This window comes from Acinetobacter sp. (genome assembly GCF_041919735.1).
Classification (GTDB): domain Bacteria; phylum Pseudomonadota; class Gammaproteobacteria; order Pseudomonadales; family Moraxellaceae; genus Acinetobacter.
Genome location: NZ_JAYRTF010000008.1, coordinates 90200 through 115597, shown reverse-complemented (window position 1 = coordinate 115597; position 25398 = coordinate 90200). Strand labels below are relative to the sequence as shown.

At 46.1% G+C, this 25398-nt stretch carries 26 protein-coding genes, 3 tRNA genes and 1 pseudogene; 13 read left to right on the top strand and 17 right to left on the bottom strand.

Annotation, left to right across the window (positions count from 1 at the left end; translation table 11 throughout):
* Position 1: 1 nt before the first annotated feature.
* Both ACE3T3_RS06685 and tehB read right to left on the bottom strand, forming a co-directional pair.
* Positions 2-517, bottom strand: a complete 516-nt coding sequence (locus tag ACE3T3_RS06685; protein WP_374665270.1) for a Panacea domain-containing protein — start codon at positions 515-517, stop codon at positions 2-4.
* Positions 518-747: 230 nt separating this feature from the next.
* Positions 748-1359 (bottom strand): annotated as a pseudogene (tehB, locus tag ACE3T3_RS06680) (tellurite resistance methyltransferase TehB); the annotation flags it as partial.
* Between the two features lie 182 nt (positions 1360-1541).
* Here tehB and ACE3T3_RS06675 point away from each other — a divergent pair.
* Positions 1542-2147, top strand: coding sequence for a hypothetical protein (locus tag ACE3T3_RS06675; RefSeq protein WP_374665268.1), 606 nt, complete (start codon positions 1542-1544; stop codon positions 2145-2147).
* Between the two features lie 152 nt (positions 2148-2299).
* Here the strand turns inward: ACE3T3_RS06675 and ACE3T3_RS06670 are convergent, their stop codons facing one another.
* The 7 genes from ACE3T3_RS06670 to ACE3T3_RS06640 all read right to left on the bottom strand — a co-directional run bounded on the left by ACE3T3_RS06670 (position 2300) and on the right by ACE3T3_RS06640 (position 6340).
* The gene (locus tag ACE3T3_RS06670) at positions 2300-2572 is read right to left on the bottom strand and encodes a hypothetical protein (RefSeq protein WP_374665266.1); all 273 of its coding nucleotides are present in this window, start codon (positions 2570-2572) and stop codon (positions 2300-2302) included.
* A gap of 120 nt (positions 2573-2692) precedes the next feature.
* The gene (locus tag ACE3T3_RS06665) at positions 2693-3442 is read right to left on the bottom strand and encodes a hypothetical protein (protein WP_374665264.1); all 750 of its coding nucleotides are present in this window, start codon (positions 3440-3442) and stop codon (positions 2693-2695) included.
* Between the two features lie 258 nt (positions 3443-3700).
* On the bottom strand, positions 3701-4207 hold the full coding sequence (locus ACE3T3_RS06660; protein WP_374665262.1) for a hypothetical protein: 507 nt from the start codon (positions 4205-4207) through the stop codon (positions 3701-3703).
* A gap of 164 nt (positions 4208-4371) precedes the next feature.
* The gene (locus ACE3T3_RS06655; RefSeq protein WP_374665260.1) at positions 4372-5109 is read right to left on the bottom strand and encodes a class I SAM-dependent methyltransferase; all 738 of its coding nucleotides are present in this window, start codon (positions 5107-5109) and stop codon (positions 4372-4374) included.
* Between the two features lie 352 nt (positions 5110-5461).
* Positions 5462-5537 (bottom strand) — tRNA-Phe (locus ACE3T3_RS06650).
* A 134-nt stretch (positions 5538-5671) separates the two neighbouring features.
* Positions 5672-5747, bottom strand: a tRNA-Phe gene (locus ACE3T3_RS06645).
* A 215-nt stretch (positions 5748-5962) separates the two neighbouring features.
* Complete coding sequence (locus tag ACE3T3_RS06640) at positions 5963-6340, bottom strand: acetyl-CoA sensor PanZ family protein (RefSeq protein ID WP_374665258.1); 378 nt, start codon at positions 6338-6340, stop codon at positions 5963-5965.
* Positions 6341-6438: 98 nt separating this feature from the next.
* Between ACE3T3_RS06640 and hisB the strand changes: the two genes are divergently transcribed.
* The 6 genes from hisB to ACE3T3_RS06610 all read left to right on the top strand — a co-directional run bounded on the left by hisB (position 6439) and on the right by ACE3T3_RS06610 (position 10826).
* A complete protein-coding gene (gene hisB, locus ACE3T3_RS06635; RefSeq protein WP_374665257.1) occupies positions 6439-7032 on the top strand; it encodes an imidazoleglycerol-phosphate dehydratase HisB in 594 nt (197 codons plus the stop codon).
* Positions 7032-7649 carry an imidazole glycerol phosphate synthase subunit HisH gene (gene hisH / locus ACE3T3_RS06630; RefSeq protein ID WP_374665255.1) on the top strand — a complete coding sequence of 206 codons (618 nt, stop codon included), beginning with the start codon at positions 7032-7034 and terminating at the stop codon, positions 7647-7649. Before hisB ends, hisH begins: the two co-directional genes overlap by 1 nt.
* Before the next feature lie 160 nt (positions 7650-7809).
* On the top strand, positions 7810-8280 hold the full coding sequence (locus ACE3T3_RS06625; RefSeq protein WP_374665253.1) for a DUF805 domain-containing protein: 471 nt from the start codon (positions 7810-7812) through the stop codon (positions 8278-8280).
* A gap of 100 nt (positions 8281-8380) precedes the next feature.
* Positions 8381-9058, top strand: a complete 678-nt coding sequence (locus tag ACE3T3_RS06620; RefSeq protein WP_374665251.1) for a 3'-5' exonuclease — start codon at positions 8381-8383, stop codon at positions 9056-9058.
* A gap of 70 nt (positions 9059-9128) precedes the next feature.
* Positions 9129-9860: a 1-(5-phosphoribosyl)-5-[(5-phosphoribosylamino)methylideneamino]imidazole-4-carboxamide isomerase gene (hisA, locus tag ACE3T3_RS06615; RefSeq protein WP_374665249.1), complete on the top strand. Its 732-nt coding sequence runs from the start codon at positions 9129-9131 to the stop codon at positions 9858-9860.
* Between the two features lie 66 nt (positions 9861-9926).
* Positions 9927-10826, top strand: coding sequence for a DMT family transporter (locus tag ACE3T3_RS06610; protein WP_374665247.1), 900 nt, complete (start codon positions 9927-9929; stop codon positions 10824-10826).
* A gap of 152 nt (positions 10827-10978) precedes the next feature.
* Here the strand turns inward: ACE3T3_RS06610 and ACE3T3_RS06605 are convergent, their stop codons facing one another.
* Genes ACE3T3_RS06605 through ACE3T3_RS06595 form a run of 3 tightly spaced genes read right to left on the bottom strand, consistent with a single transcriptional unit; the run spans position 10979 to position 12999 of the window.
* Positions 10979-11371 (bottom strand): DUF4870 family protein, encoded by a 393-nt coding sequence (locus tag ACE3T3_RS06605; RefSeq protein ID WP_374665245.1) that lies wholly within the window; start codon positions 11369-11371, stop codon positions 10979-10981.
* A 26-nt stretch (positions 11372-11397) separates the two neighbouring features.
* On the bottom strand, positions 11398-12024 hold the full coding sequence (locus ACE3T3_RS06600) for a DUF1294 domain-containing protein (RefSeq protein WP_374665243.1): 627 nt from the start codon (positions 12022-12024) through the stop codon (positions 11398-11400).
* Between the two features lie 24 nt (positions 12025-12048).
* A complete protein-coding gene (locus tag ACE3T3_RS06595; RefSeq protein ID WP_374665241.1) occupies positions 12049-12999 on the bottom strand; it encodes a homoserine kinase in 951 nt (316 codons plus the stop codon).
* 110 nt (positions 13000-13109) lie between these two features.
* Between ACE3T3_RS06595 and hisF the strand changes: the two genes are divergently transcribed.
* On the top strand, positions 13110-13871 hold the full coding sequence (gene hisF / locus ACE3T3_RS06590) for an imidazole glycerol phosphate synthase subunit HisF (protein ID WP_374665318.1): 762 nt from the start codon (positions 13110-13112) through the stop codon (positions 13869-13871).
* Positions 13872-14616: 745 nt separating this feature from the next.
* On the opposite strand, the gene ACE3T3_RS06585 is transcribed toward hisF, so the two are convergent.
* On the bottom strand, positions 14617-15234 hold the full coding sequence (locus ACE3T3_RS06585; RefSeq protein ID WP_374665239.1) for a hypothetical protein: 618 nt from the start codon (positions 15232-15234) through the stop codon (positions 14617-14619).
* Between the two features lie 107 nt (positions 15235-15341).
* Between ACE3T3_RS06585 and ACE3T3_RS06580 the strand changes: the two genes are divergently transcribed.
* A complete protein-coding gene (locus ACE3T3_RS06580; RefSeq protein ID WP_374665237.1) occupies positions 15342-16349 on the top strand; it encodes an AraC family transcriptional regulator ligand-binding domain-containing protein in 1008 nt (335 codons plus the stop codon).
* 111 nt (positions 16350-16460) lie between these two features.
* Positions 16461-17147, top strand: coding sequence for an aquaporin Z (gene aqpZ, locus ACE3T3_RS06575; RefSeq protein ID WP_374665235.1), 687 nt, complete (start codon positions 16461-16463; stop codon positions 17145-17147).
* Between the two features lie 128 nt (positions 17148-17275).
* Here aqpZ and ACE3T3_RS06570 read toward each other — a convergent pair whose 3' ends face one another.
* Complete coding sequence (locus ACE3T3_RS06570; RefSeq protein WP_374665233.1) at positions 17276-17521, bottom strand: hypothetical protein; 246 nt, start codon at positions 17519-17521, stop codon at positions 17276-17278.
* A gap of 59 nt (positions 17522-17580) precedes the next feature.
* Positions 17581-18672, bottom strand: a complete 1092-nt coding sequence (locus ACE3T3_RS06565; RefSeq protein ID WP_374665231.1) for a DNA/RNA non-specific endonuclease — start codon at positions 18670-18672, stop codon at positions 17581-17583.
* Between the two features lie 266 nt (positions 18673-18938).
* On the opposite strand from ACE3T3_RS06565, the gene ACE3T3_RS06560 reads away from it, so the two are divergent.
* A complete protein-coding gene (locus ACE3T3_RS06560; RefSeq protein WP_374665229.1) occupies positions 18939-19649 on the top strand; it encodes a hypothetical protein in 711 nt (236 codons plus the stop codon).
* Positions 19650-19800: 151 nt separating this feature from the next.
* On the opposite strand, the gene ACE3T3_RS06555 is transcribed toward ACE3T3_RS06560, so the two are convergent.
* On the bottom strand, positions 19801-21681 hold the full coding sequence (locus tag ACE3T3_RS06555) for a potassium transporter Kup (RefSeq protein ID WP_374665316.1): 1881 nt from the start codon (positions 21679-21681) through the stop codon (positions 19801-19803).
* Positions 21682-21805: 124 nt separating this feature from the next.
* On the opposite strand from ACE3T3_RS06555, the gene ACE3T3_RS06550 reads away from it, so the two are divergent.
* Positions 21806-21895, top strand: a tRNA-Ser gene (locus ACE3T3_RS06550).
* A gap of 181 nt (positions 21896-22076) precedes the next feature.
* Positions 22077-23273, top strand: coding sequence for a tyrosine-type recombinase/integrase (locus ACE3T3_RS06545; protein ID WP_374665227.1), 1197 nt, complete (start codon positions 22077-22079; stop codon positions 23271-23273).
* A gap of 226 nt (positions 23274-23499) precedes the next feature.
* Here ACE3T3_RS06545 and ACE3T3_RS06540 read toward each other — a convergent pair whose 3' ends face one another.
* Positions 23500-25371, bottom strand: a complete 1872-nt coding sequence (locus ACE3T3_RS06540; RefSeq protein ID WP_374665225.1) for a DUF262 domain-containing protein — start codon at positions 25369-25371, stop codon at positions 23500-23502.
* Between the last annotated feature and the right edge of the window lie 27 nt (positions 25372-25398).

The window sequence follows — 25398 nt, the reverse complement described above, 5'->3', positions numbered from 1 at the left end:
CCTAATTAATCACATCTTCAATGTCAAAGCTTTCATTTCGCAACTCTTCTTCAGAGTAAGGAATATTTTTATCACCATTTTTAATAGCTTGCTCAGCTCTAAGCCAAGAATTTTCTTGATGAGTTAATTCAACCAATTCAAAAGCTTCTTTATCTACTAAACTTGTAATAATAAAATTTAACCTTTGTCTTTGATCAACTGTTAGGTCTAGTAATTCGGGATCAAACGGCTCCCTTTCAAAACGAATTCCATTCTCATCATTCACAAAGTGAACTGGTGTTTCAGGCGTAGTAATACGGCTAAATCCATACGAACGAAAAGTATTATAGACACTAGGAGTTACCGGTCCATATTGCCATTTTTCAATTTGGTCATCAAAAATCGGGAAGCCACTCTTCAAAAAATCACAATAAACATAGTAAAGAATTTTTTGTAATTTCACATGTGTAAAACTAGTATTCGGAAAATTTTGATTCACGAACCAAATAATATAGTTAGCAAAAGCTAGAGCATTCATACAACACCTCCATTTTCACTAAAACAAACTTAAAAACCCAAAAGCACTTATAAAATAAGTGTCGACGTATTATCCATAAATCAATATTTTTATAAAGGCTGAATAACTTAAATATCTATACTATTTTTAACATGAGCGACCTAAGCTGTCACCCTAAATCAGATAGAAAAATTTTAATTTTTAAAATTAAAAAAATATAAAACAATAATTTAACTGAAAAATTGGGGAGGTTAATCAGTTCTCTGCGCCAACAACGTTGCAAAATGCTGTTTAATCCGCTTCCCTTCCGCATCGACCCGATGCAATTCCCCGACATTTTCGTTGTATTTCACAATCTTCCACCCTTCATACAGCGCACTTAACTCCCCTGCTTTAAAGGTAAACGGGAAGTCTGGCTGTGCAGGTATGTCATCGCTATCCATCGCACAAACGATCAGGTTAAAGCCATTGATATTCGTAGCTTGCTGCATCTGCTGAATCAAAGGTTTTACAGTTTTGGCTTCCAAGAACATCATCACCACCGTACAGCAAATAAAGTCATATTTGCCTGTAATGCTCTGGTCAGCATTGAGGTCACGTTGTTGCACATGAATCTTTTGAATGCCCTCAGCTTCTATAATCTGCTGTAGTTTTTGCAAGCTTTGTGGATTCACATCCCACGCATCAACCTCATAACCCTGCTGATTTAAATACAGACTGTTACGCCCCTGCCCACAGCCGACATCCAGCGCACGACCACCCTGCAAATATGGCGTTGCGGCTAAAATTTCAGAATGGGTGGGCGTCAGTTGATATTTCTTATAATAATAATCTTGCGGGGGACAGTAAAACCGCAGTAAGCATTGCACCTCTTGAACCATTCAAATTATTCATCTTCAAAAACAATGTTATCTCTTTGTAAATATAGGCGAATATTCACACAATATTAGCGCATTCAATAGCCACCATCCTAAATCCATATTTCATAAGCATTAACATAGTCCGTTCTCCCTCTAATCAAATCTCAAAATTCAGGATGCTACCCATGAATGCGATTAAAACTGCTATGGCTATTGCTCTAGTTACTGGTACAACCTCTGCTATGGCTGCTGAAGCTGTTCAAACAGCAAACCCTATTGCACAAGTGAAAGCAGACACTGTAAAAGCCGTTGCTGCTGTTGAAAAAACCACTGAAACCGCTGCACAAACTATTGCAGTAAAAACAGTTGAAGCAAAAGACACGGCTGTTAAAACTGCCGTAAACGCAAAAGAAGCCGCTGCGGCGAAAACCGTTGCAGCTAAAGATGCAACTGTTAAAACTGCTGTAAACACTAAAGATACTGTTACAGCGAAAACCGTTGCAGCTAAAGACGCAACTGTTAAAACTGCCGTAAACGCAAAAGAAGCCGCTGCGGCGAAAGCTGTTGCAGCCAAAGACGCAACCGTTAAAACTGCTGTAAATGCAAAAGATGCCGTTGCTGAAAAAACAGCTGAAATCAAAGAAGCTGCTGCCGAAAAAACTGAAGCAATCACTGCTGAAGTAAAAGAAGCATGTGCAGAACAATGTGCAGAGAAAAAAACTGAAGCGGTAAAAGCGCAAACTGAAGAGAAAAAAGGCTTCTTCTCTTGGTTTAAGAAAAAAGCTGCTTAATTAAAATTGAGCCGTTAAAAAAAGATGCCTGATGGCATCTTTTTTTATGTCCGCATCCAATAGCCAATCAATCTGTAGCCAGATATTTTTCATAAAAAATCAGATTTTCAGCTCTTAAGCTTAGCCAGAAATCAACCACAGCCAACGAGCGCTTAAGCCTGCAGTTCGCCCAGAAGCCATGGCAAATAGCGCGCCTGATCCATAAAATCCGGCGCATGGGCGGTATCTAAACTGAAGTAATCTTCATTCAATTTAATCACGATTTGTTCTGTATAATGCCAGTCTTCAATTAAATAAAAATATGTACTGAAAAAGAACCGGTTTTTGCCCCAGTTATTTAAGCTTTCCAATTTGGGATACTGCCGATTCGCTAAAAAATCAGCATACACTTGCGGGATATCATCAATAGCGCGAACATTTTTCATGCTGTTACCTGCTTTATAGAAATCAATCATTGCTCAGCAGTTCCAGACTAAACCCTCAAGTTGAATGCTTCATGACAAAACAGGCAAACTTTCGCACTATGGATTCTTTATGCTCGAGGCTTAGAGCTTCCCGGTAATCTCTTCGCGATTTTGCGCGCTGACCTGCTTCATCTGCTGATTCAGCGCCAAAATTTCTTTGTACAACGCATTAAACTGCGCTAAAGGCGCATCGTCATAAAACATAAAGGTCTTGCCGCGCTTTTCCCATTTGTTATTTTTCAATACGCTGAAAATGGCATCCGCTTTGGCTAAACTTTGCTTTTCCAGTTCAAATAGTGCATGCGCATCATCGCTGCGCTGGCTGTCTCTGAGGCTTTGCGCCAGCTGATGCCGGTATTTACTTTTAATCGGCAGATTTTTGGCCTGCGCCAGACCATTTTGCTCAAACTGCTGCGTTTTCTGCGCATAGCGGTCTACAGCTGCATGGACATTTTTCAGCATATCTTCAGTCGCTTGATAGCCCTGCTTTTTATCTGCGCTTAAACGGTCGATATCCAAAAAATGATCCCAATCCAGCGCTTTCAGCTCACGGATATAGCTGTTGCGCGCTTCAGCGCTTTGCAGCATCTGCGTCAGCACAAACTTCGCCATCACTTGATAATCCTCCTGCAGCCGAGGGTCATTAAGATCGACTTGAATCGGTTTTTCAGGGTCTTTGGCCTGATGAAAAATTTCCTCTGTTTTTTCCAGCAGAACAGTTTGATAGCTATGCAGCTGGCCCAGCTCTTTTTGCTGGGCACGATACTGATAAAACATGCCGCCAAAAATCAGCACCGTGGCGGCGGTTAACATAATCAGGATACGCGGCATAAAACGCTCCGAATCTCATTTATTTCAGTTTAAGTCCAAATACGCAAAATGGCGAATAATTCATCAATAAATGCCCTTCAATATTTAAATTCAAACTTTTTAGAAAGCTCAAACCTGTTTTGAATTTAAAAAAAATGGGGGCAGAAAATTTGAATTCAAAACAGATTGAGCCTAAAAAGCGCAGAAAACCGTGGTCTAAAGCAAAAAATCCGCAAACAGATTGCGGATTTTTCAGTTTTGAATTTAAAACTTCAGCCTTTACTTTTGCGGCGCGCTATTCAGCAAAGAACGGTCGATATTGCCTAAATTGATTTGGTCACGGCTGATCTGCACATTCACTGCATTGCGGTCCATGCCAAAAGGCTGAAGCATGATGTAGAGGCCATTGCGCGGATCTGACGACTGCAAGCCGCTGGCAATATTCAGCACATGCTGCTGCAAAGCGGGAGACAAGCCCGACATATCCACTGCAGGCACAGGCAGGATATCCAGATTGGCTACGACGGTCGGATCAACAGTAAACGACTGCGCATCGCCTTCAAGCTGCATGACACGGTGCTGCAGCGCTTTACGGCGCCCAGTTTCCTGCTGAAACGGCTCAACAACGGTTTCTTCACGCATTTCACGCTCAGCCATGACTGTCAGCACAGGCAAACGCACTGCTGCATCCTGCTGTTCTTTCGGCTGCTCTGCAGCAAAGGCTGCAGCTGAAATACAGCCGGTCAGCGCACAAATTGCCGCGCCGAATGGTTTTGGGAGATTCATATCACTGCACTCAATTCAAAGATGGAAAAGATGAAACATCTGATGAATCTCTATATTGTACAAGAAAGCGCCAAATCCTCTGCGTTTCTCTGACAGACGGCATGCTACCGCACGTCATGCACGCACTGTTCTATCTCATGGCAGCAGGCCTATTGGCCCCCTTTTTATTGCAGCTTGCCTATGCGCAGCAGCACCGGAAATCCAATGGCATATAATGCCTCTGCAGGCTGCTGGGCAAAAAACGCTTCCAGCCGCGCCAGCGGGTTCTGCCCCTGCTGCTTGATATAATGCTTCAGACCCGACCAAGTATTAAAGTAGTTCAGCAGCTGCTGCGCGCTCCAGCAGTAATTCAGCGACAGCGCTGGGACTGGCTGCTCCGCAAAGGGAAATGGAATGGTCTGATACAGCTCATCGACATAGCGGCGCTCAGCATCCCAATAGCCTTTCAGCGTGTCAAAATACAGCGCCTGAATCAGCTGGTTCAGCTCAGCGTCCTGCGCTTCAATCAAGCCATAGCCAATCACCGCCAAACTGCCATTGGGTTTCAGCACCCGGCGCACTTCGGTATAAAAGTCATCAAAATTAAACCAATGAACCGCCTGCGCCACGGTAACCAAATCTGCACTGTGATCCGGCAGTCCAGACTGTTCAGCGGGCGCCGCGCGGTAGGTGATATTTTCTAGGGCTTTGGCCTGCGCCAATTGCGCTGCGCTCAGATCAGTCGCCAGCACCTGCTGAAAATGCGGCGCCAGCCATTGGGTAAACTGGCCCGAGCCCGCGCCGCAATCCCATGCCAGCTGGCGTTCAGGCACGCAGTTTAAAATCGCCTCTAAAATATCCGCGGAATAATCCGGACGCGCTTGCTGATACAGCTGACTGTTGTCGGAAAATAAATCTTTCATGCATGCATCCTTTGCTTTGCAGCCATCTGCCGCCGCTGTGCTTTCTTATCATCCGCCTTGTGCGGTTTTAGCCAACTTAACTGAATTTGGACACAGGCAAAATAGTCAGATGGTCGCAGTCGTGAAGCCTTTTCAATTGCTGGGGCTATTTCATTTTTGGGTCTGGGATTGATTCAGTATTTTAAGTCCCGCGCAAGCTTATCAGCCTTCTTCTGTTGTTTATGGCGCTTGAAAAATACGGCGGCTTTATAAAAATTCTATGGTGGATCAATCTTTTTAGGCTTTTCATCACAGCAGCCAGCAAATTGAAGGCATAAAAAAGCCCCAAACACTGTTTGAGGCTTTTTAAATATGGTGGCGAGACCCAGGATCGAACTGGGGACACACGGATTTTCAATCCGTTGCTCTACCTACTGAGCTATCACGCCGATGCGGTGTATTAAGCCGTAATTGCCGGCATTAGTCAATCTAAATCATCAATATTTTTACTGAATGTATTTTTTTTAGACAAAAAAAATCCCTGATGGGATCAGGGATTGAAACTTTAAATCAGTTTTGAATATGGTGGCGAGACCCAGGATCGAACTGGGGACACACGGATTTTCAATCCGTTGCTCTACCTACTGAGCTATCACGCCGATGTCGCGTATTAAACAGTTTAAGCGCCATGACGTCAAGCATCAGATTTCATTTTCGCATCATTTGTTTACTTTTACAGCAAAAATTCCGGCATTTGCTTATTTTTTATTTAAATCTCAAGCAATTAATCCTGATTCCATTGTGTGACGATAAAGTGCGGCGATAAAAAAACGGCCCGCCGGCCGCCTTTTCTGATCCGCCTGCAGCATGCAATTTAAATTTTATCCAAATGCGCTAAACAGCGGTGAATGGCGCCGCAGCCCGGTTCAAACACTTTCACGCCCTTTTCTTCTTCCATGCGGCAGGCTTCACTCACCAGCCTTTCCGCCACCCCGCGCCCGCGGTTGGCTGGATGCACTACAATGTATTCTAATGTTTTGCTTTCGCCCTGCCCCGTACACCAAATTGCGCCGATCAGTTTGGTATTAAATTCTGCAGTATAAAGTAGGGTATACTGAGTTAAGTTTTGCTCCAGTTGCTCAATCGCATCTGCACCGTCGCTAAATTCAGGGCTGGTGTCATACAGTCGCTCAAGCTGGCTGCGCACTTCATCATTTTCTAAAGAAGTATAGGCATGTACGGTAATAGGCATTGATAAACCCTCCTGAGCAATCTAATATGCGGTGACTTTTCGTCACGGCGAAAAACATTTTTACATCAATCATTTTGACGTATTTGAGGAACGTGTCTATGACCGATCGTATCAGTGAAGTGGTAAGAAACACCAACGAAACCAAAATTCGAGTTCGCGTGAATCTTGATGGTTCCGGTCAAGGCACTTTAAATACTGGTGTTCCATTTTTAGATCATATGATTGATCAAATCAAGCGGCACGGCTTATTTGATATTGATATTCATTGTGACGGCGACCTCGACATCGACGATCACCACACCGTAGAAGACTGCGGCATTACTTTAGGCCAAGCTTTCGCGCAAGCGCTGGGCGATAAAAAAGGCCTGAAGCGCTACGGCCATTTCTATGCGCCTTTAGACGAATCTTTAAGCCGCGTGGTGGTGGATCTGTCTGGCCGTCCGGGCCTGTGGATGGACATTCCATTTACCCGCGCGCGCATCGGCACCTTTGACGTAGACCTGTTCTCAGAATTTTTCCAAGGTTTCGTCAATCACGCCCTCATGACCCTGCACATTGACAATTTGAAAGGCAAAAACAGCCATCACCAAATTGAAAGTGTCTTCAAGGCCTTTGCCCGCGCGCTGCGCATGGCGTGCGAAGTTGATCCGCGTGCAGAAGGCAAAGTGGCTTCAACCAAAGGAACACTGTAATGACCCGCATCGCCCTTCTTGACTATGGCATGGGAAATCTGCACTCAGCGGCCAAAGCGCTTGAGCATGTCGGTGCAACGGTAGATGTGACCAATGATCCAAAGCTGATTGCCCAAGCTGATAAAATTGTGTTTCCAGGCGTCGGCGCGATGCGTGACTGCATGCAAGGCATGCATGAAGCAGGCATTGATGAGGTGGTGCGCAAGGCGGCATTCAATAAACCCGTGCTGGCAATTTGCGTCGGCATGCAGGCATTAATGCAGCGTTCTGAAGAAAATGGCGGTGCAGATGCACTGGGTATTTTTGAAGGCGTGGTGAAACACTTTCCTGAAGTGGAAGGTTTAAAAGTGCCGCACATGGGCTGGAACCAAGTGCATCAGGCAGACCCAAGCCATCCGATGTGGAAAGACATCGAGCAAGACGCGCGTTTCTACTTTGTGCATAGCTACTATGTCGAACCGAAAGATTCCAGCATTGTGGCTGCAACCTGTGATTATGGCCTGGAGTTCTGTACTGCGATCCACAAGGAAAACTTGTTTGCCACGCAGTTCCACCCAGAAAAAAGCCATACCGCAGGCCTACAGTTACTGAAAAACTTTGTGGAATGGGATATTTAAATCTCAGCACATGGCTTTACATATTCAAAAGTCCGCTTCGGCGGGCTTTTTTATTGACTGCCTATTCTTTAATCTAGAAGAAAAAACCATTATGATCTGATTACTTATTCAATATTTCTATTCAACAAATATTTCTATTAAAAAATCAGAGGTCACAATAATGAATAACCCTGTCAATGATTCAGCCCTCAATGCAGCTGGACGTTTTGGACGCTTTTCCTATTTAGCCTGGAATTGCTTGCTCGCCATTGCGGTAATACTGATCGGCGGCAGCTTAGCCGTGATATTTCCCAATCTGTTCATCAATATGGAAACTGGCAATTTCGGCTCCGGCGCGCTTATTTTCGGCATTCTGTATATCGTCATGATTTATTTTACCTTTATCTTTGCCATTCGCCGCCTGCATGACCGCAACCACTCCGGCTGGCTGTCGCTATTATTTTTAGTGCCTTTCGCCAATATCCTCATTGGGCTGTATTTAGCTTTTGCCGCCGGCGATACGCAAAGCAATAATTATGGCGCACCAAGGCCTACGGCTGGATGGGAAAGCGTGCTGGCGTGGATTTATATTATTTTAATGCTCTTGGCGCTTATAGGCGGTTTAATCGCCGTTATGACCATAAATCAATAAGGGCCTGCAGCCTAGAACATAAAACCTGCGCCCAGCAGGTTTTATTTTGCCTTTGCGCTGAAAAGAAGCTAGTCTGCCTAAAAAGATAGTTTTGATTCCAATGAATAATCCCGCTGCCGCTGCGCTGCCCAGTAAAGACCAAATTCAGTCCTTTCCGCTGTTTCAAAATTTGCCCGCGCAAAATATTCAGGTCATTCAAACTTTAGCACAATGCCGCGTTATTGAAGCGGAATTGAAAACCGCTGCCCTGTTCGGCTTTGATACCGAATCTAAACCGACTTTTGTGAAAGGCGAAACCGCGACCGGCCCTCATCTCATCCAGCTGGCAACGCATGAACGCGCGTATTTATTCCAAGTCAGCGATGAAATTTTAGAATTTTTAAAACCGGTATTCGCCAATCGGGATCAAATTAAAACCGGCTTTGGCCTGAAAAATGATGCGCATCTGTTCCGTAAAAAAGGCATGGAGCTCAACAGTGTGGTTGAACTGTCGAAATGCTTTAAATCCTTTGGCTTGGACAATCCGGTCGGGCTGAAAAATGCGATGGCGCTGCTGTTTCAGGTGAATTTTCCAAAAAGCAAAACAGTCAGCACCTCCAACTGGTCGAAAAAGCATTTAAGCCCGCAGCAAATTGCCTATGCCGCAGCCGATGCTTATGCGCCGGTGCTGATTTTTGAAGAGCTGCTGCAGCTTGGCCTGCTGCCGAAAGAGATTCCGAACACCTCGCTCAAACTGCGGATTCGCCCGAATAAAATAAAACCGCCATCAGACGCTTAGAAAATTTACAATATTTTGCTAAGATGGCGCTCAATACATTCTTTTTTAAGATTAGGCAAGGAGCGAAAGCATGCTGATCATCCCGGCAATTGACCTGAAAGATGGCAAGTGTGTCCGTTTAAAACAAGGCCGTATGGAAGACGATACCGTATTTTCTGACGACCCTGTCGCAACTGCACAGCATTGGGTCAATGAAGGCGCGCGCCGCTTGCATTTGGTTGACTTGAACGGCGCTTTCGCAGGCACGCCAATCCATAAGCCCGTGGTTGAAGCCATTGCCAAAGCGCAGCCGGAATTGCCGATTCAAATCGGCGGCGGCATCCGCTCACTGGAAACCATCGAGCATTATTTAGATGCGGGCGTTTCATTCGTGATTATCGGCACTAAAGCGGTTCAAAATCCTGAATTTGTTGAAGAAGCATGCAAGAAATTTGCAGGCCACATCATCGTAGGCATCGATGCCATGAACGGCATGGTGGCGACGGATGGCTGGGCTAACGTGACCGATGTGAAAGCTACGGATCTGGCGAAACGTTTTGCCGATGCCGGTGTATCGAGCATCGTCTATACCGACATTGCGCGTGACGGCATGATGCAGGGCGTCAACGTGGAGCAAACTGTGAATCTGGCGCAATTCTCAGGCTTGCCTGTGATCGCTTCAGGCGGTGTCACCAATCTGGATGACGTGCGCAACTTAAAAGGCCAGCCGGGCATTTTGGGCGCCATCACTGGCCGCGCAATTTATGAAGGCACTTTAAACCTGCGCGAAGCGCAATTGCTGCTGGATGAACAAGCATTCTAAGACACGCTTGCTCTTCATCAAAAGGGGTCTGCGGGCCTCTTTTTTATTTGTTGAAATTGATCAATCATGAACTCTTCTACATGGCTGCACAGCAAAGCGCCGCAAATCTCCCTCATCCTCATCACCATGATTTGGGGCGGCAGCTTCATCACCGTGCAATACGGCCTGAACTTCAGCAGCCCGATTCTGTTTGTCGCACTGCGTTTTGCCGCAGCCGCCATTGCGGTCAGCCTGCTGTCTTGCAAAGATTTAAAAGGCTTTAATGCCTATGAAGTTTTTGCCGGTTTCTGCATTGGCGCAGTGATTGCGATTGGCTATGGCACGCAAACCATTGGCCTGCAAAGCATCAGCAGCAGCGAGTCGGCATTTTTAACCGCGCTGTATGTGCCGCTGGTGCCGGTGTTTATGTGGCTGTGCTTTAAAAGCCGCCCGCATATCATGACTTGGCTCGGCGTATTCCTCGCCTTTTTGGGCTTAATCTTGTTAACGGGCAATGGCTTGGGCGCTGTTCAGCTGAGTTTTGGACAGCTGATTACGCTGCTTGGTTCCGTGGCGATTGCTTTTGAAATCATTCTGATCAGTTACTTTGCCAGCAAAGTCAATCTGCGCCGGGTCACCGTTCTGCAGCTGGCTTTTGCTTCACTGCTGTGTTTTCTGATTGCGCCATTGAATGGTGAAACCCATCTCCCTGCTTTAGAATGGCCCTTAGTGGCCGTGCTATGTGCCTTGGGATGCGCCAGCGCAGTTATCCAGCTGGTGATGAACTGGGCGCAGCGCATGGTCGATCCCTCGCAAGCCGCGATTATTTATGCCGGCGAACCGGTTTGGGCTGCGCTGATTGGCCGCCTTGCCGGTGAACGCCTGCCGGCCTTAGCGCTGCTGGGCGGATGCATGGTGGTGCTGGGCGTCATTGTCAGCGAATGGCGGCCAAAATTTTTAAAACAGCCTCAATCTAAAGAAGTTTAAGCAGAATCCAGTTAAGGCAATACGCTAGGAAACCGGCATATATTTACAGGCCGAATGCCGGCAAGGCATCCTGCACACCGATTGAAACATTTCCCCTATCCTAAAAAAAGCAGCCGAAGCTGCTTTTTTTAGGATAGGAATTGCGCGATGAATTATTGATACATCGCTTCATTGTCATTGACGCGAATCAAACCCTTAATTGCGCGGTAGACAATCCAAATCCAAGACAGGCCGATGACCGCCACACAAAATGCCGAGGCGCCAAAAGCCACGCCAGCAAAGACATTCGGGTTTTCACCGGTAAAAAGTAAGAAGAAAAACGGCACAAAGGCCAGGATGTTCCAGAACAGATACCACCAGAAGGTGCGGATTTGCCAAGTGAAATGACTCTCAAAAATAGAGCCCTGCACATCGCTGCGCTTTACATAGTTAATGATCAGCGCAATGACAGCCAATAAACCTGCAGAAAAAATGGCAACGATATAAAGCACATACAGCGCTATGGTTAAGCTGCGGTTCGGATCTTTATCAATGGAATAATTCATGCGCCCTCTCTATTTTTATGCATCAATCAGCTTTTGAACGGATTGAATGGCGAAATCAGCCATAAAATCAATAATATATTAAATGCTATAGTACAAAAATAAATTTGGCGGAACGGTTGCTTTTGTGTTTTATGACGCAGGCGCTGCTGCGCCAGCCATGCCGCCGGCCAGCCGCCTAAAAAAGACAAGATATGCAGGGTATTTTCCGGCACACGGCGGTTGCCCAGCTGCGCGGCTTCCTTATCTTGCGCATAAAACCAATAGGTGGCGGCATTCACCAAGCTGATGGCCAGCAGCGCGATCCCTTTCAGCAGCCCCATTATGCTCAAGGCAGCCAGCGCCAAAATATAGGCAATGCACAAAATCTGCATCAGCGGGACTTTTTTCGGCATGCGCGTCACATTGTCTTTCACTTTTTTCGGTGCGGCCTTCACTTGCGCCGCTTTCAAATAAGTGACCTGCTGCGCGCGGTAACGCCCGCGCTCATCCAGAATAATCAGATATTCCAGCGCACAGCCCACGATAGGCCGCGGGCCGGGGCGGACAAAATCCTTGATGTGCAAAAATACGCGGTCTTTGGCGCTGTCATTGGGCTGAATAAAGCCATAGCCTTTATCGTCAAACCATTCAATTAAGCGGCCTTGATCGCGCATATGTGTTCCTTTTTATTTTCTAAATTAAGCCGTTACAAACTTCAGGCGTTCAATCAGCATATTACGCATTTCTGCCGGGTTTTTCTGCAGAATATCGCCGCCCGTACGGCCTTCCGCGGCATTCTTCTGCGCCACCTGCAGACGCATCATCCAGAAACGCCCTGCCGCCATGGCCAAATACAGCTCCAGACAGGCTTTTTCATCCGCCGTCAGCGGGCGCACGGTTTCATAAGCATTCAAAAAAGCTACGGCGCGCGCTTCGTTCAGTGTCACATCCGGGTAGTCGGTGCAGAAGTCATTTAACGTAATGGCAATATCAAACAGCCATTCATCTTTATTCAGCTCATAAAAGTCTAAAATGCCTTTCAGCCCATCGCCTTCAAACAAAGTATTGTCACGGAATAAATCTGAATGGATAAAACCTTTAGGCCGGTCCGGATACATCGCAGTCAGCGCATCATACAGGCCCAGCAGGCTGTTCAGCAGCATCGCGTCTGCTTCGTTCAGGCTGGGCTTTACTTCGCGCGAGACTTGGCGCCAATAAGCATGGTCACGGTAGAAGGCGCGCTCCAAAGGAAAGTCCTGCAGCGCCACATGCATTTTGGCCTGAGCGATGGCAATGGCTTCCGCCTGCGCCAGTGTCGCCGGCATGGGATGCGCTCCCTGCATGCGCGGCGCAATCTGCGCAGGCTTGTCTTTGAGCGTGTGGATGGCCTTGCCCTGATAGGATAATGGCACAGGCACCGCCAGCCCAGCTTGGCCCAAATGTTCCAGCACAGGCACCAGTTCGCCGGCGCCCTGCTCATCCATTTCTTCAAAGATGGTCAGCACATACTGCTGGCGATTTTCACAGACGATAAAATAGTTGGTATTTTGAATTCCGCCTTGAATCGGAATCAGGTCTATCACCTGCAATCCATACGGCGCTGCGAAATCCTGAACTTCCTTTAAAGTCAAAGTGGTATAAACCGACATACAAAACCTGCGAAAAACCTTACATAAGTTTGATAGAATACCTGCTCAATCTGCCAAGGTGTAGCGCTTGAGCGGGTGAGTTTCATAATCGGCTGTAATTATTGGAAAAAATTATGCTTGCTAAACGTATTATTCCTTGCCTCGACGTCGACAACGGCCGCGTGGTGAAAGGCGTTCAATTTCTTGACATCCGTGATGCAGGCGATCCAGTAGAAGTAGCGCGCCGCTATAATGAACAGGGCGCAGATGAAATCACCTTCTTGGACATTACCGCGACCTCCAGCGGCCGCGACACCACTTACCGCACTGTTGAGCGCATGGCGGAATCGGTTTTTGTCCCGCTGACTGTCGGCGGCGGCGTGCGCAAAGTGGAAGATATCCGCTTATTGCTGAATGCCGGCGCAGATAAAGTCAGCATCAACTCAGCCGCGATTTATAACCCAGAATTCGTGCAGGAAGCCTCTCAGCGTTTTGGCGCGCAGTGCATTGTTGTGGCCATTGATGCGAAAAAAACCGGCGACAACAAATGGGAAATCTTTACCCACGGCGGCCGCAAGCCGACAGGCATTGACGCGATTGAATGGGCGGTGAAAATGGCGGAATTCGGCGCAGGCGAATTGCTGGTCACGTCTATGGATGCTGACGGCACCAAAGCAGGCTACGACCTTGCGCTGATGCGCAATATCAATGACCGCGTGACCATTCCAACCATTGCCTCCGGCGGCGTAGGCAATTTGCAGCATTTGGCGGACGGCATTTTAAAAGGCGGCGCAGATGCGGTACTGGCGGCGTCTATTTTCCACTTCGGTCAATATACGATTCCAGAAGCGAAAAAATATCTTGCAGATCAAGGCATTGAAATGCGCTTATAATTGACAGCAGCATAAAAAATTGATTAAAGAGAGCGCTTCTGCGCTCTTTTTTAATTTCGGCCAGCATGTATTTAGACACCGCGTTGTTTGCCGCCGGCTTCTTCTGCCTGATTGCATTTGGCCTGCTGGCTTATGTATTCAACATCCAGCAGCAAACGTAAGGCATCATATTCATGCTGATGATTTTCGGGCTAGATCAATAGCGTGAAAGACGCTATCAAAAAGCGCTGGATTCACAGCAGCAGTTCAGTCAATGCGCTGAATTTTTCCGGCAGATTCAGTTCAATCGGGGCAGAAAAAATTCCTATGAAGCCGCCTATCAATTTAAAACGGATCAATCGGCGTTTATTGAATTTAATGGCGATCTGCCGGCTTTAAAACATGTTCTGCAGCTCACGCAGCTGCAGCAAGGCCAGCGCTGCTGCATGCGCTATGCGGCTGATCTCAAAGATTAGAATAGACGCTGGATGATGACCGCGCTGCAGACTGATCAGCAGAAATCATCCATGCAAGACTGAGCGCACTCAACATTCAGGCAAAAAAAAGGAGTCCGCAGACTCCTATAAACCAAGAAAAGTACAGCGCTCGGTTATCTTAAATTGACCAGTGGAATAGACAAACAGTTTATCGGCAGCCTGCAGGGCCGCTTGGATATTGACAGCATACCCAAGCCCATCTGCGCAATATTGACAATAAAGCTGAAAATTATTGACCATATGCGACAAAACAGCCGTTCCGCATTCCTTTAAACCATTGCATTTTCGATATTTTTCACTTTCTTTTCGACCCATTTTGCCGGGCGGAACCGGTTAACGGCCCAATTCAAAGTATCCGATAAAACCGGCGGCAAGGCGACGCCCAGCGGGTTGCCTTCCTGCAGCTCCGGCGATGAAATCACCCGTGTGCCCAAAATATAATCAAACCACGGCTTGGTGACGCACCAGTTGGCATCCTGATTGGAATTCATATGATGATCATAATGCCAAGGAATTTTTTTCATCGCCCATTCCGGCTCTAAATGCGCGCGGCGGTGAATGTAATAATAATTGCAGGCGCTGTATAACACAGACAGGCTCATCCCTTTTGAAATCGGATAAAACAGCGGCGTAAATACCCCCGCCACGACGGCCAATGAAATGATTTCATTCTTGGTGCGCCAATTGCTGATGCCTTCCACATAGCCATGGTCATGAAAATCTGTTTTGCGCACTTCGCGGTGATGTTCCCAATGCGATTTCATGCTGTCAGGCACTGGGCTATAGCGCGGCTTTCCAGCCCGGTGCGTGCCATGCAGAATATATTTATGCGCGACCCATTCAAATCCATTCGCAACGATCAAACCGGCAATAAAACCTTTCAGCATTTGCATTTCTCCTTCTCTTCAGCCAACTATAGAGAATGCGCAGGGCTAGATATTGACTATTTTTTTTTATATCATTGACAAATTACGACAATATTCAAAATAAAAAAATGCAGCAGCTCAAGAACTATAGCGGCTCTGTTTATGGCGGCCTCGGACATTTGCTTTATGCCTTCTATCAATCGCAAAAGCTCGCCATACCAGAGCAGCTGGAACACATTCAAAACTTGGAACGCTTTGACTACAGCCTGTGGCGCGACTTGCTGACAGCGCTGGATGCGCAGCTGCAGCGGCCAGCCTTAGGCCTTGAAATTGCAGAACTGGTGCAGCCCAAGCATCTGGGCATCATTGCCTATATTGCCATGTCATGTGAAAACTTAGGCGAAGCTCTGCACCGCTACCATGATTTTCACCGGCTGATCTATGACGGCACGCCGCTGCAGGTGAGCGCTGAACAGGATTTGCTGTCTATCCGCTGGTCGAGCCTGCCCAAGCAGATGTCGTCCCAGCTCACCGATGAAATCGCGATTGCCTTGATGGTTGGCTTTTTAAAGCATTTTATGGACTTTAAAGACATCAGCCTGCACGAGGTGCATTTTCAATATCCCGCGCCCAAGCATGTTGCGCTGTATGAACAGTATTTCCGCTGCAAAGTCCGCTTTTCACAGCCTTTCAGCCAAGTGCTGATGCCGGTTCAGGAACTGTCAAAACCCTTCATGCAAGGAGACCAGACCCTGCAGCAGCTGCTGACTCAGCAAGCGCATTCCCTGCTGGAAAAACTGCCGCATACGACCCAGACAGACCATCGGCTGCAGCAAGCCATTTTGACCGGCCTGCAAAAAAATCTATTTCAGATTGAGCATATTGCCTCTCAGCTGAATATTTCTGTGCGGCAGCTGCAGCGGCATTTGCAGCAGCAAGGCACCTCTTATCAGCAGCGCATGCAGGAAATCCGCTGCATGATGGCAGAAGAGTATTTGCGCGACCCGCATCTGAGCCTGCATGAGATTGCACTGCTTTTAGGCTATTCAGAACAGAGCGCATTTCAGCGCGCCTTCAAGCAATGGCAGCGGCAAACCCCGCAGCAATGGCGTCAAAGCAATCTGCCCTCAGGTTAATGCGATTTACTATAATATTCTTGTTTTAAATGATTATTCATCATAAAAGTAAAAAAAGTTTATTTTTCACAAACAAAACAACAGCTAAAAAATAACATCACTGGAGCATTTATGAATAAATATATTGCAGAACTCATTGGCACCTTTTGGCTGGTCTTTGGCGGCTGCGGCAGCGCAGTACTGGCTGCAGCCTTTCCAGAACTCGGCATCGGCTTCGCCGGTGTGGCCCTCGCCTTCGGCCTGACCGTACTGACTGGCGCTTATGCGCTGGGGCATATTTCCGGCGGGCACTTCAACCCGGCCATCAGCATCGGCTTATGGGCCGGCGGACGCTTCGGCGGCAAAGACCTGATTCCCTACATCGTTGCGCAAGTGCTGGGCGCGGTCCTTGCCGCTTGGGTGCTGTATTTGGTTTTCAGCGGCCAAGCCGGCTTTAGCGGCACGGGCGGTTTTGCCAGCAACGGCTTTGGCGAATTATCTCCAGGCAAATATTCCATGACCTCAGCCCTGATTATTGAGATTGTGCTGACAGCCATGTTCCTCATTATCATTATGGGCGCAACAGATAAGCGCGCGCCGGCAGGCTTTGCGCCGATTGCCATTGGTTTGGGCTTAACCTTAATTCACTTAATCAGCATTCCGGTCACCAATACCTCGGTGAATCCTGCGCGAAGCACAGGTGTGGCGCTCTTTGCTGAAACTGCCGCCTTGAGCCAATTGTGGCTGTTCTGGGTTGCGCCAATTATTGGCGCGGTGATCGGCGCGCTGATTTATAAATTCACCGCCAAAGCAGAATAATGCCGCCAGACAGGCGCATTGATGCCATGCCCTGAGCAAATGAAAAAAAGCGCAATAAATTGCGCTTTTTTTCTGCAGGTCTATATTAAAAAACCGGATGAATCTTCAGCGCCGGCATGCAGCAAAGCTCAAAGAAATGGATTTTCAATTTCCCCGCCGTCATGGTGCGCAATCTTCTCCGGCAAATCCGCTTCGCTTTCCAGCGCACGGACTACATCGTTCAGCAGCGCCTGCAAAGCCTTTGCCGCAGCCAGGCCAGCCTGATCTTTGGTCAGCTGCAGATTGCCGTAAAGGCTGACGCAGTCTTCGGCATTTTCAAGGGTCAAATCATGGATGGCATGCGATTCCGTGCCGTTTTCATAAGGCTTAAACATCTTGTTCTCTTATCTTGTTGTTATCAAATCAGGAAGCTGCCCATGCTAATGCAGGATGCCTATTTCAACAACTGCAAAATATACTGCAGCAGCGCCTCGATCAGCTGTTTCACAATCGCATCCTGAGAGGCAGGATCCAAGCCTGAAGATGCGCTGCCGCCGCCTTCAGCGGATGCTGCATTATTGCCGGATGGCTTGAATTGCTTCTGCATGGCCTGCAGCGCGCTATTGTCAACATCTTCAGCGCATTGGCTTTCGGCATCCCAATGTGAATATTCAATCGGTTTTGCCGCCTTCACTGCTGTGGCTTTTAAGGGCAACTTATAGGTATTGCGCTTTTGCTCTTCCGTCAGCTGCGGAAACAGATTGATCCCGAGCTGCTCTTCCAAATAGCAGACACTGACAACTTTCACCTGCAGCGAATTATCATTCGGCGCATAGTAAGCGCCTATCGCACCGGTTTTCGGCAGATAAACCGCCTTATAGGTGGCGGTCGGCACAATCACGCCTTTGCCGATCGTCTTGAGTTTTTTAGCGGCGAAAACAGGCCCTGAAACCACATATACATCCTGCTTTTGCCGGGTCACCACAGCGCGGGTGGCTTCTTCCAGCTCACGCCAGACTTGCTGATTATTTTTCGGCGCCTGCGGCACCATATTGGCCAAAGAAAAGCTGTCAAACTGCGCATCCTTGGTCGGCATGTCGGCATTCGGCGCCATGTGCCCGCGGTCATAGCCGGAAGCGCGGTAATCGGACAGCAGCGCACGGTGTGCGGCATCGACACGGCTTTCTTCATGGAAACTGTCTTCGCGCGGAATTTTTTGGCTGAGGCGGCTTGGCGTCAAGGCTTCCGCCACCCAAAGCGGGGTTTTGGATACGCCGGAGTACATGACATTAAAGCCGTTAAAGCACAGCGGATAACTGTGCTTATTCAGACTGTCCTTCATCAGGTACGGCGGAACATCACGGTAGAACTGATCCAAACAGGCTGAATTGGAGGGTGAAGCTGCAGCGGCAAACTGCTGAATTTTTTCTTGGCCAAATGCAAAAGCAAAACTTCCAGCAGCGACTAAGCCTAAAATCATTTTGACGCCATTGCGATTGAGTAACTGAGTCAAAATATTTCCCGAACTGCTTTTCTTTTTTGCCATTGCCTGCAACATTTAAAATTAAAAAAAACTATTTTTCACGAGCTTAGCAAGCGCGCAAGATGAAGTATATGGAGCTTTCATTGCCTTGATTAACAAATATGCAAAAATTGTCCAACAATACGCCAGTCGGTGTAACAAAATGTCGCGCTTATGATTCATTTTCTGCGTGAGATTGAAGCCTTTGCGTAGGTTTCATTGAAAGCAGCCAAATAACTATGACAAGGTAAAAATACGAAAGCACGCAAGAATAATGAATTGGAGTTGTTATGCATTTAAAAACCAAGGCTAAAGCGCATACGAAAGCAAAGATGATCAGTTTGGGCCTTCTGACGGGGTTCATGAGCGCCGCAGTAATGGCGGAGCCGCCGATTCAGCCGGGTGATACCTTAGAAAGCCTGTCTCAAGCTAAAGTCAATACCACAGTGAATGGCCAGCCGGGCTCTATTCAAGAGCTGGTGGCCAGCGGTCAAGTCCGCCTTGTGGATGCGCCCGCAGCCGAACCGGCTCCTGCAGCGGATCAGCCTTTAGACCCGAATCAAGCGGCTGCAGAGGCTGATGCGGCTTCAGCTGAACCCAATGCGGACTTGGCTGCACAGCAAGCCGGCGCGGACACTGAAAATATCGCTGCAGCGCAAAATGCGCAAAGTACACTGAATCAGGAGCAGGCAGCAGCTCAAGCCCAAGCGCCGGAACTTGCGCCTGCAAATCAAAGCGCAAATGCAGCTGAACAGGCCGCGCCTGAATTAGCATCTTCTGCTGACGCACCAATCAATGCGGAAGCACCGGCAGGCAGTGACAGCGTATTGAGCGCTGCGCCTGAAGCGCTCAATCACTTGCCGGCAGACCAAGCGGCAGAGGCAGCGATGCCTGATGCCAATGCCGCAGCCGAAGCAGCGCCGGAAGCGCCAGCCGCAGACAGCGCCATTCAGGCCTCTCCAGAAGCGCCTGAAGCATCAGCAGACCCTGCAGCGCAATAATCTAATCGGCAATCTGCCGGCTTGCGCCCAAGGCTAAAACCCAAATAAAAAAACCAGAGATTTACTCTGGTTTTTTTATTTGCTCTTTGGCTGGATCCGCCGTTTAGACTGGATCTTTTTTTACAGCTGAACCGCCGCTTACAGCCATGCGCTAAATTTCAATCTGGCTGCCCAGCTCCACCACACGGTTGGTCGGGATCTGATAGAAATCACTGACCGGGCTGGTATTGCGCTGCATGGAAATAAACAGCTTTTCACGCCAAGGCGACATGCCCTCACCCAGTGTATGAATGATGCGGTCACGGGAAATAAAGAAGCTGATTTGCATTAAATCAAACTCAAAGCCCAGCTTTTCATACGCTTTTTCCAATGCCTGCGGAATATTCGGCTGATCTTTAAAGCCATAATCCAAGCTAATCCGGTAAAAACGGTCATCCAGCTTTTCTACAAAGCAGCGCTCTGCATCTGGCACAAAAGGAATATCCCGCGTAATCACCGTGACCATGATATTGCGCTCATGCAGGACTTTATTGTGCTTGATATTATGCAGCATCGCATGCGGCACGATATTCGGCGTCCCGGTTAAGAAGACGGCGTCGCCCGGCACAAACTTGGTTTCATTGCTGAAGCTGATGCTCTTGATGAACAAGTCGATCGGCAAAGAATCTTTTTCCAAACGCTTGAGCACCAAAGCGCGGCCATCTTTCCATGTCATTAAAATCGTGAACAGCGCTGCGCCGATTAAGATTGGCACCCAGCCGCCCGAGACAATTTTTAATGAGGTTGATGCGACAAAAACCAAATCAATCAGCAGGAAAGGCACGGCAAACAGCGCCACTTTCCAGAGCGGCCAGCGCCATAAGCCGTAAGCCAGAATAGAAATCAAGATGGTGCCGCACAGCATGGTCATGGTCACCGCCACACCATAAGCGCTGGCAAGATTGGCGCTGTTTTCAAACAGCAGAATCAGGATCAGCACCGAAATATACAGCGTCCAGTTGATGAATGGCAGGTAGATTTGCCCGCGTTCAACATCAGATGTATGCCGCACCGTCAAACGCGGCAAATAACGCAGCTGAATCGCCTGATTGACCATTGAAAATACGCCGGTAATCACCGCTTGAGAGGCAATCACCGCAGCCGCCGTCGCCAAGCCGATCATAGGATACAGCGCCCATTCGGGAATCAGCATATAAAATGGATTGGCCAAGGCCTCGGGATTGCGCAGCAGCAGCGCGCCTTGGCCTGCGTAGCTGAGCAATAAGCACGGCAAGACCACAATAAACCAAGCCAAACGGATCGGCAGGCGGCCAAAATGCCCCATATCAGCATATAAAGCTTCACCGCCGGTCATGGTCAGAATCACTGCGCCCATGGTTAAAAAAGCCACGTAGGGCTGATTAAAGACAAAGCTGAGCGCCCAGTATGGGTTGACCATCAGCAGCACATGCGGTGTATGAAAAATGCTCCACAGGCCAAAGCCGCCAATCGCCAGAAACCACAGCAAGGTGAGCGGGCCAAAGAATTTCCCCATGGTGCCGGTGCCGTGGCGCTGGACGAGAAACAGCCCCGTCAGAATGCCGATCGACAGCGGCTCCAGCCACTGGTTGAAAATCGGCGTCGCAATGCTTAGGCCCTCAATCGCTGACAGCACTGAAATAGCCGGCGTAATAATGCCGTCGCCGAAGAACAGCGATGCACCGATAAAGCCCAAAGCAATCAAATAAACTTTTTTATTTTCGCTGATGAGCGTGGTCCGCAGGTTCAGCGCCAGCAGGGACATGATGCCGCCCTCGCCGTTGTTGTCTGCGCGCATGATGATGGTGACGTATTTGAAGCTGATGGTCAGCATCATGCACCAGAAAATCAGCGACAGGATACCCAGCACCGAAGCTTCTGAAATTGCCAGATGCGCGGTGAGGAAGCATTGGCGCAGCGCATACAGCGGGCTGGTGCCGATGTCTCCAAATACCACACCTAAGGCTGCTAAGGTAATAGCAGGCAGTGCGGCTTTTTGTGCAGTACTTTGCATATTTATGTCTTCAATTTTAGACAGCATTTTTGCGAATCATACCATCAAGATAAAAGTTTTTCTCTAAATCAATTGTTTCAGCTTGGCAGTATGATTTTTTTTGGGTATTATCCACGGCGCAGATGGTGAGGTGTCCGAGTGGCTGAAGGAGCACGCCTGGAAAGTGTGTATACGTTTGCGCGTATCGAGGGTTCGAATCCCTCTCTCACCGCCAAATACTATTCTCGTGATGTCTCATGAGATCTTAAAAGACTTAAATCTAAAGGGTTTAGGTCTTTTTTTATGTCTAATACAATCCACTTTGTCTATTGCAAGCTTGATATAGTTGGGGGTATAACTGAGGGTATAATAAATTACCCCCAAAATTATACCCCCAATTCTGCGGAAAAATTGCAATGCTTACAGATGCTCAAGTCAGAAAAATCAAACCGTCAGAGAAAAAAACTAAATACTCTGATGAAAAAGGCATGTATCTGGAGGTAACACCTTCAGGTGGTATGCATTGGCGGATGAAGTTCCGCTTCAATGGTAAAGAGAATATTTTCAGTATTGGTACATATCCAGATACGACGCTTGCCCAAGCAAGAAGAGTAAGAGATGAAGCACGATTAAAGCTAAAAGATGGGATTAATCCCAATGAAGCAAAGAAACAAAAGAAACTACAGGCCGATGAAAATACACTTTTTAAAACACTTGCAATGGAGTGGATGGAAGACCGTAAAGCTGTAATTAAAGTAAATACTTATTTACGTGACTTATCTGTATTTGAGAAAGACCTTTTCCCTGCTTTGGGTAATATGCCGATTGACCAAATCAAAGGTAAAGATGTGCTTGCTTGTGCTAAAAAGATTGAAGCCAGAGGAGCACAAGAAATGGCTAAGCGTTCAATACCTTTAGCTGGGCGGATTTTCCGTTTCGCAATTCGTAAAGGTCTCATCGAGAATGACCCTACACCACACTTAGGAGAGGCCCTAAAACCGCGAAAAACAAAGCATATGGCACGCTTAGATATTTCTGAGTTTCCACCCTTCCTTGAGCGTATGGATCACTATCATGGTAATCCAATGATCAAAACAGCGATTCAACTAATGACTCTCACATTTGTACGCACCGCTGAGCTTAGAATGATGGAGTGGAATGAGATTGATTTTGATAATCATTTATGGCGTATTCCTGCTGAAAAAATGAAAATGGCTCAGCCTCATATCGTTCCCTTATCAAGACAGGCAATTGAATTAATAGAAGGCTTAAGACCTCTTACAGGCAATAAGCAATACGTTTTCTATAACCACAGCACTGCCAGACCTATGAGCAGTAATGCCCTACTCTGCGTAATTCGCACAATGGGTTATAACGGTAAAATGACTGGACATGGGTTTCGTGGGCTTGCATCAACGACTCTTCATGAACAAGGCTATATGCATGATGCTATTGAAATTCAGTTAGCGCATCGAGTCGGTAATGCTGTTTCTCAAGCGTATAACCACGCACAACATTTAGAATATCGAGTAAAGATGATGCAGGAATGGTCAGATTTTATTGATAGTTTAAGAAATAAAATTGTGCCTTTCCCTAAGCGGAAGATGATGTAAAAGTCTATGTAATAAACTCAATTTTTAAGTTCATTTTATATGGCTATTTTGCAGAGATAATATTTTTTCTACTTAAAATTTTTAAAAGTTTCTATGGTAGGTTTTTTTATTTCAGCAGCCACCGAAGTGGCTGCTGAAATAAAATTTAGATATTATTTTAATAAATAATTAAACAATATGTTGAGCTAGTTAGAATAACCTAATATCACCTTGACCTATAGTTTCCTTATAATACCTCTGCAGCAACTTGATCTATGTTTATACGTTGCTCATCTTCATCAGTAAATTTATATTGGTCTATTCTTTGTCCATTAATTGTCCAAGACAAAAGAGCTAAATTCAGTAAAACTTGCTGACGCTGGTGAATCTGTTCCTTTTTCCATTCATTAAAAGCATAGTTATAATCATGGATAAATTGATTCGTTGAAGTATTTTTACCAATACTAAATTCATCATCTAGCATTTTGCTTAGTACTAGTGCTGAATTTTTATATTCAGATTGCTTTTGCTTAAACCAATCTGCACTTAGGTCATTAAAATTATTAACTGCCTGATTAATCTGACTTTCTAATAATGTCACGTTACCTAACATGTAAACCTGACTAGAATATTCTAAATAGTCAGCTCCATATGCTTCAGGAATTACATCTGCCTTAGGCGTCTGAGGTAAAATATGTTCGACTTGAAGACTTTGGATAAATCCATGATCTTTCAGTGGCATATTACAAAGTTCAGCTGCTTTATTTTCTAAAGTACCTAAAATATAACGTAAACGATACAACGGATTAAAAGCATCATGACGTTTTATTAAGAAAGTTTGTTTAAATTCGGCTGCCTTTTTAGTAATATATTTTGCAATGGTTTTTTCCACAGCAACTTTTACTTGTTCAATGGTTTTTAAACCGCGGAAATATTGCACCCAAATACTAAAATTATTCTCATTATATTTAGCTTGTATACCTAAAGTATTGTTCACGAAAAATAAAGTTTCTAACTGTTTCGCCAGATAATTAATTACTTCATCTTCACAATTAACATCTAATGCCAACAATAGCAATAAGTGCTGTCTAGACATATATTTATTAATGTAGCCAATGTTAATTACAGCATGATACGTTTGATGATGGTCAGCTAAACTTGTCGCGTTAACTAGTTTTGAATAACGTTCTGAAGCACTTAATAATGCATTCACAAATTCTATTGGTTTCTTTTTATAGTTGATTAATGGCTCACCTTCAGAAATAATCCATTTATAGATATCTTCCTCACGTAAAATTCCATTATTATAATAACGCGCCATTAAAAAATAGCGTAGAAAACGTAATGGATTCTCCCCTTCTTTACAGGCATGAATATTTCCAACAATCGTTTTCCATTTAGATTTAATATCAGGAAAATCTTTTTCATTAGCTTCACTAAAAATCAGATTTTTAACCAAATCCATAGCATCTAGACTTGCGCCACGCTGATTACTAGTTTCAAATATTTTTAATGCACCATGAAGATCTGCAGAAACAATAAAAACCAAGACAATTTTATTGAAGAAGAAAGTAATAAAATCAACTAGATGCTCTTGTCCTTCATTATTCAAACTTCCAACATACTCATACATCGCATCGTAGGCTGCCTGCATTTTTTGAATAGATGGCGTAACCTTACCTTTGTATTCTTTTTTATGAATAAGATAGCCTACATAATTTTGGCTTTCTTCGTATTGCAACTCTACACGGTTTTGATGAGATGCCGTTTTCATATTAAAAGTCGACAACCATGATTTAATCGCAGTATAGAAGTTTTCAGCAGATTCAGTACGAGTAATACTCTCTAAAAAATCTTTTAATGCACATAGAGTTAATACAATTGTAGTAAGACGTTGCTGACCATCAATGACATCATAATTATCATTTTTTTTAACAATAATAACTGACCCTAAATAGTAGCTCGAATCATTACTTGAAGTTTCAAAGGCATTATCTATGTCTGTGATGAATTGTTTTACTTGGTCATTAACTTTCCAGACATATTCTCTTTGATAATCTGGAACAATAAAGAACTGATTAATATCTGAAATACTTTTTACTTGGGCATCAATTTGCATTTTCTTTCCCCTCTCCCTCTCTAAAAT

Coding starts and splice junctions, on each gene's coding strand:
- ACE3T3_RS06685 (WP_374665270.1), bottom strand. CDS start 517: ATGAATGCTCTAGCTTTTGCTAACTATATTATTTGGTTCGTGAATCAA.
- ACE3T3_RS06675 (WP_374665268.1), top strand. CDS start 1,542: ATGAATGCGATTAAAACTGCTATGGCTATTGCTCTAGTTACTGGTACA.
- ACE3T3_RS06670 (WP_374665266.1), bottom strand. CDS start 2,572: ATGAAAAATGTTCGCGCTATTGATGATATCCCGCAAGTGTATGCTGAT.
- ACE3T3_RS06665 (WP_374665264.1), bottom strand. CDS start 3,442: ATGCCGCGTATCCTGATTATGTTAACCGCCGCCACGGTGCTGATTTTT.
- ACE3T3_RS06660 (WP_374665262.1), bottom strand. CDS start 4,207: ATGAATCTCCCAAAACCATTCGGCGCGGCAATTTGTGCGCTGACCGGC.
- ACE3T3_RS06655 (WP_374665260.1), bottom strand. CDS start 5,109: ATGAAAGATTTATTTTCCGACAACAGTCAGCTGTATCAGCAAGCGCGT.
- ACE3T3_RS06640 (WP_374665258.1), bottom strand. CDS start 6,340: ATGCCTATTACCGTACATGCCTATACTTCTTTAGAAAATGATGAAGTG.
- hisB (WP_374665257.1), top strand. CDS start 6,439: ATGACCGATCGTATCAGTGAAGTGGTAAGAAACACCAACGAAACCAAA.
- hisH (WP_374665255.1), top strand. CDS start 7,032: ATGACCCGCATCGCCCTTCTTGACTATGGCATGGGAAATCTGCACTCA.
- ACE3T3_RS06625 (WP_374665253.1), top strand. CDS start 7,810: ATGAATAACCCTGTCAATGATTCAGCCCTCAATGCAGCTGGACGTTTT.
- ACE3T3_RS06620 (WP_374665251.1), top strand. CDS start 8,381: ATGAATAATCCCGCTGCCGCTGCGCTGCCCAGTAAAGACCAAATTCAG.
- hisA (WP_374665249.1), top strand. CDS start 9,129: ATGCTGATCATCCCGGCAATTGACCTGAAAGATGGCAAGTGTGTCCGT.
- ACE3T3_RS06610 (WP_374665247.1), top strand. CDS start 9,927: ATGAACTCTTCTACATGGCTGCACAGCAAAGCGCCGCAAATCTCCCTC.
- ACE3T3_RS06605 (WP_374665245.1), bottom strand. CDS start 11,371: ATGAATTATTCCATTGATAAAGATCCGAACCGCAGCTTAACCATAGCG.
- ACE3T3_RS06600 (WP_374665243.1), bottom strand. CDS start 12,024: ATGCGCGATCAAGGCCGCTTAATTGAATGGTTTGACGATAAAGGCTAT.
- ACE3T3_RS06595 (WP_374665241.1), bottom strand. CDS start 12,999: ATGTCGGTTTATACCACTTTGACTTTAAAGGAAGTTCAGGATTTCGCA.
- ACE3T3_RS06585 (WP_374665239.1), bottom strand. CDS start 15,234: ATGCTGAAAGGTTTTATTGCCGGTTTGATCGTTGCGAATGGATTTGAA.
- ACE3T3_RS06580 (WP_374665237.1), top strand. CDS start 15,342: ATGCAGCAGCTCAAGAACTATAGCGGCTCTGTTTATGGCGGCCTCGGA.
- aqpZ (WP_374665235.1), top strand. CDS start 16,461: ATGAATAAATATATTGCAGAACTCATTGGCACCTTTTGGCTGGTCTTT.
- ACE3T3_RS06570 (WP_374665233.1), bottom strand. CDS start 17,521: ATGTTTAAGCCTTATGAAAACGGCACGGAATCGCATGCCATCCATGAT.
- ACE3T3_RS06565 (WP_374665231.1), bottom strand. CDS start 18,672: ATGGCAAAAAAGAAAAGCAGTTCGGGAAATATTTTGACTCAGTTACTC.
- ACE3T3_RS06560 (WP_374665229.1), top strand. CDS start 18,939: ATGCATTTAAAAACCAAGGCTAAAGCGCATACGAAAGCAAAGATGATC.
- ACE3T3_RS06555 (WP_374665316.1), bottom strand. CDS start 21,681: ATGCAAAGTACTGCACAAAAAGCCGCACTGCCTGCTATTACCTTAGCA.
- ACE3T3_RS06545 (WP_374665227.1), top strand. CDS start 22,077: ATGCTTACAGATGCTCAAGTCAGAAAAATCAAACCGTCAGAGAAAAAA.
- ACE3T3_RS06540 (WP_374665225.1), bottom strand. CDS start 25,371: ATGCAAATTGATGCCCAAGTAAAAAGTATTTCAGATATTAATCAGTTC.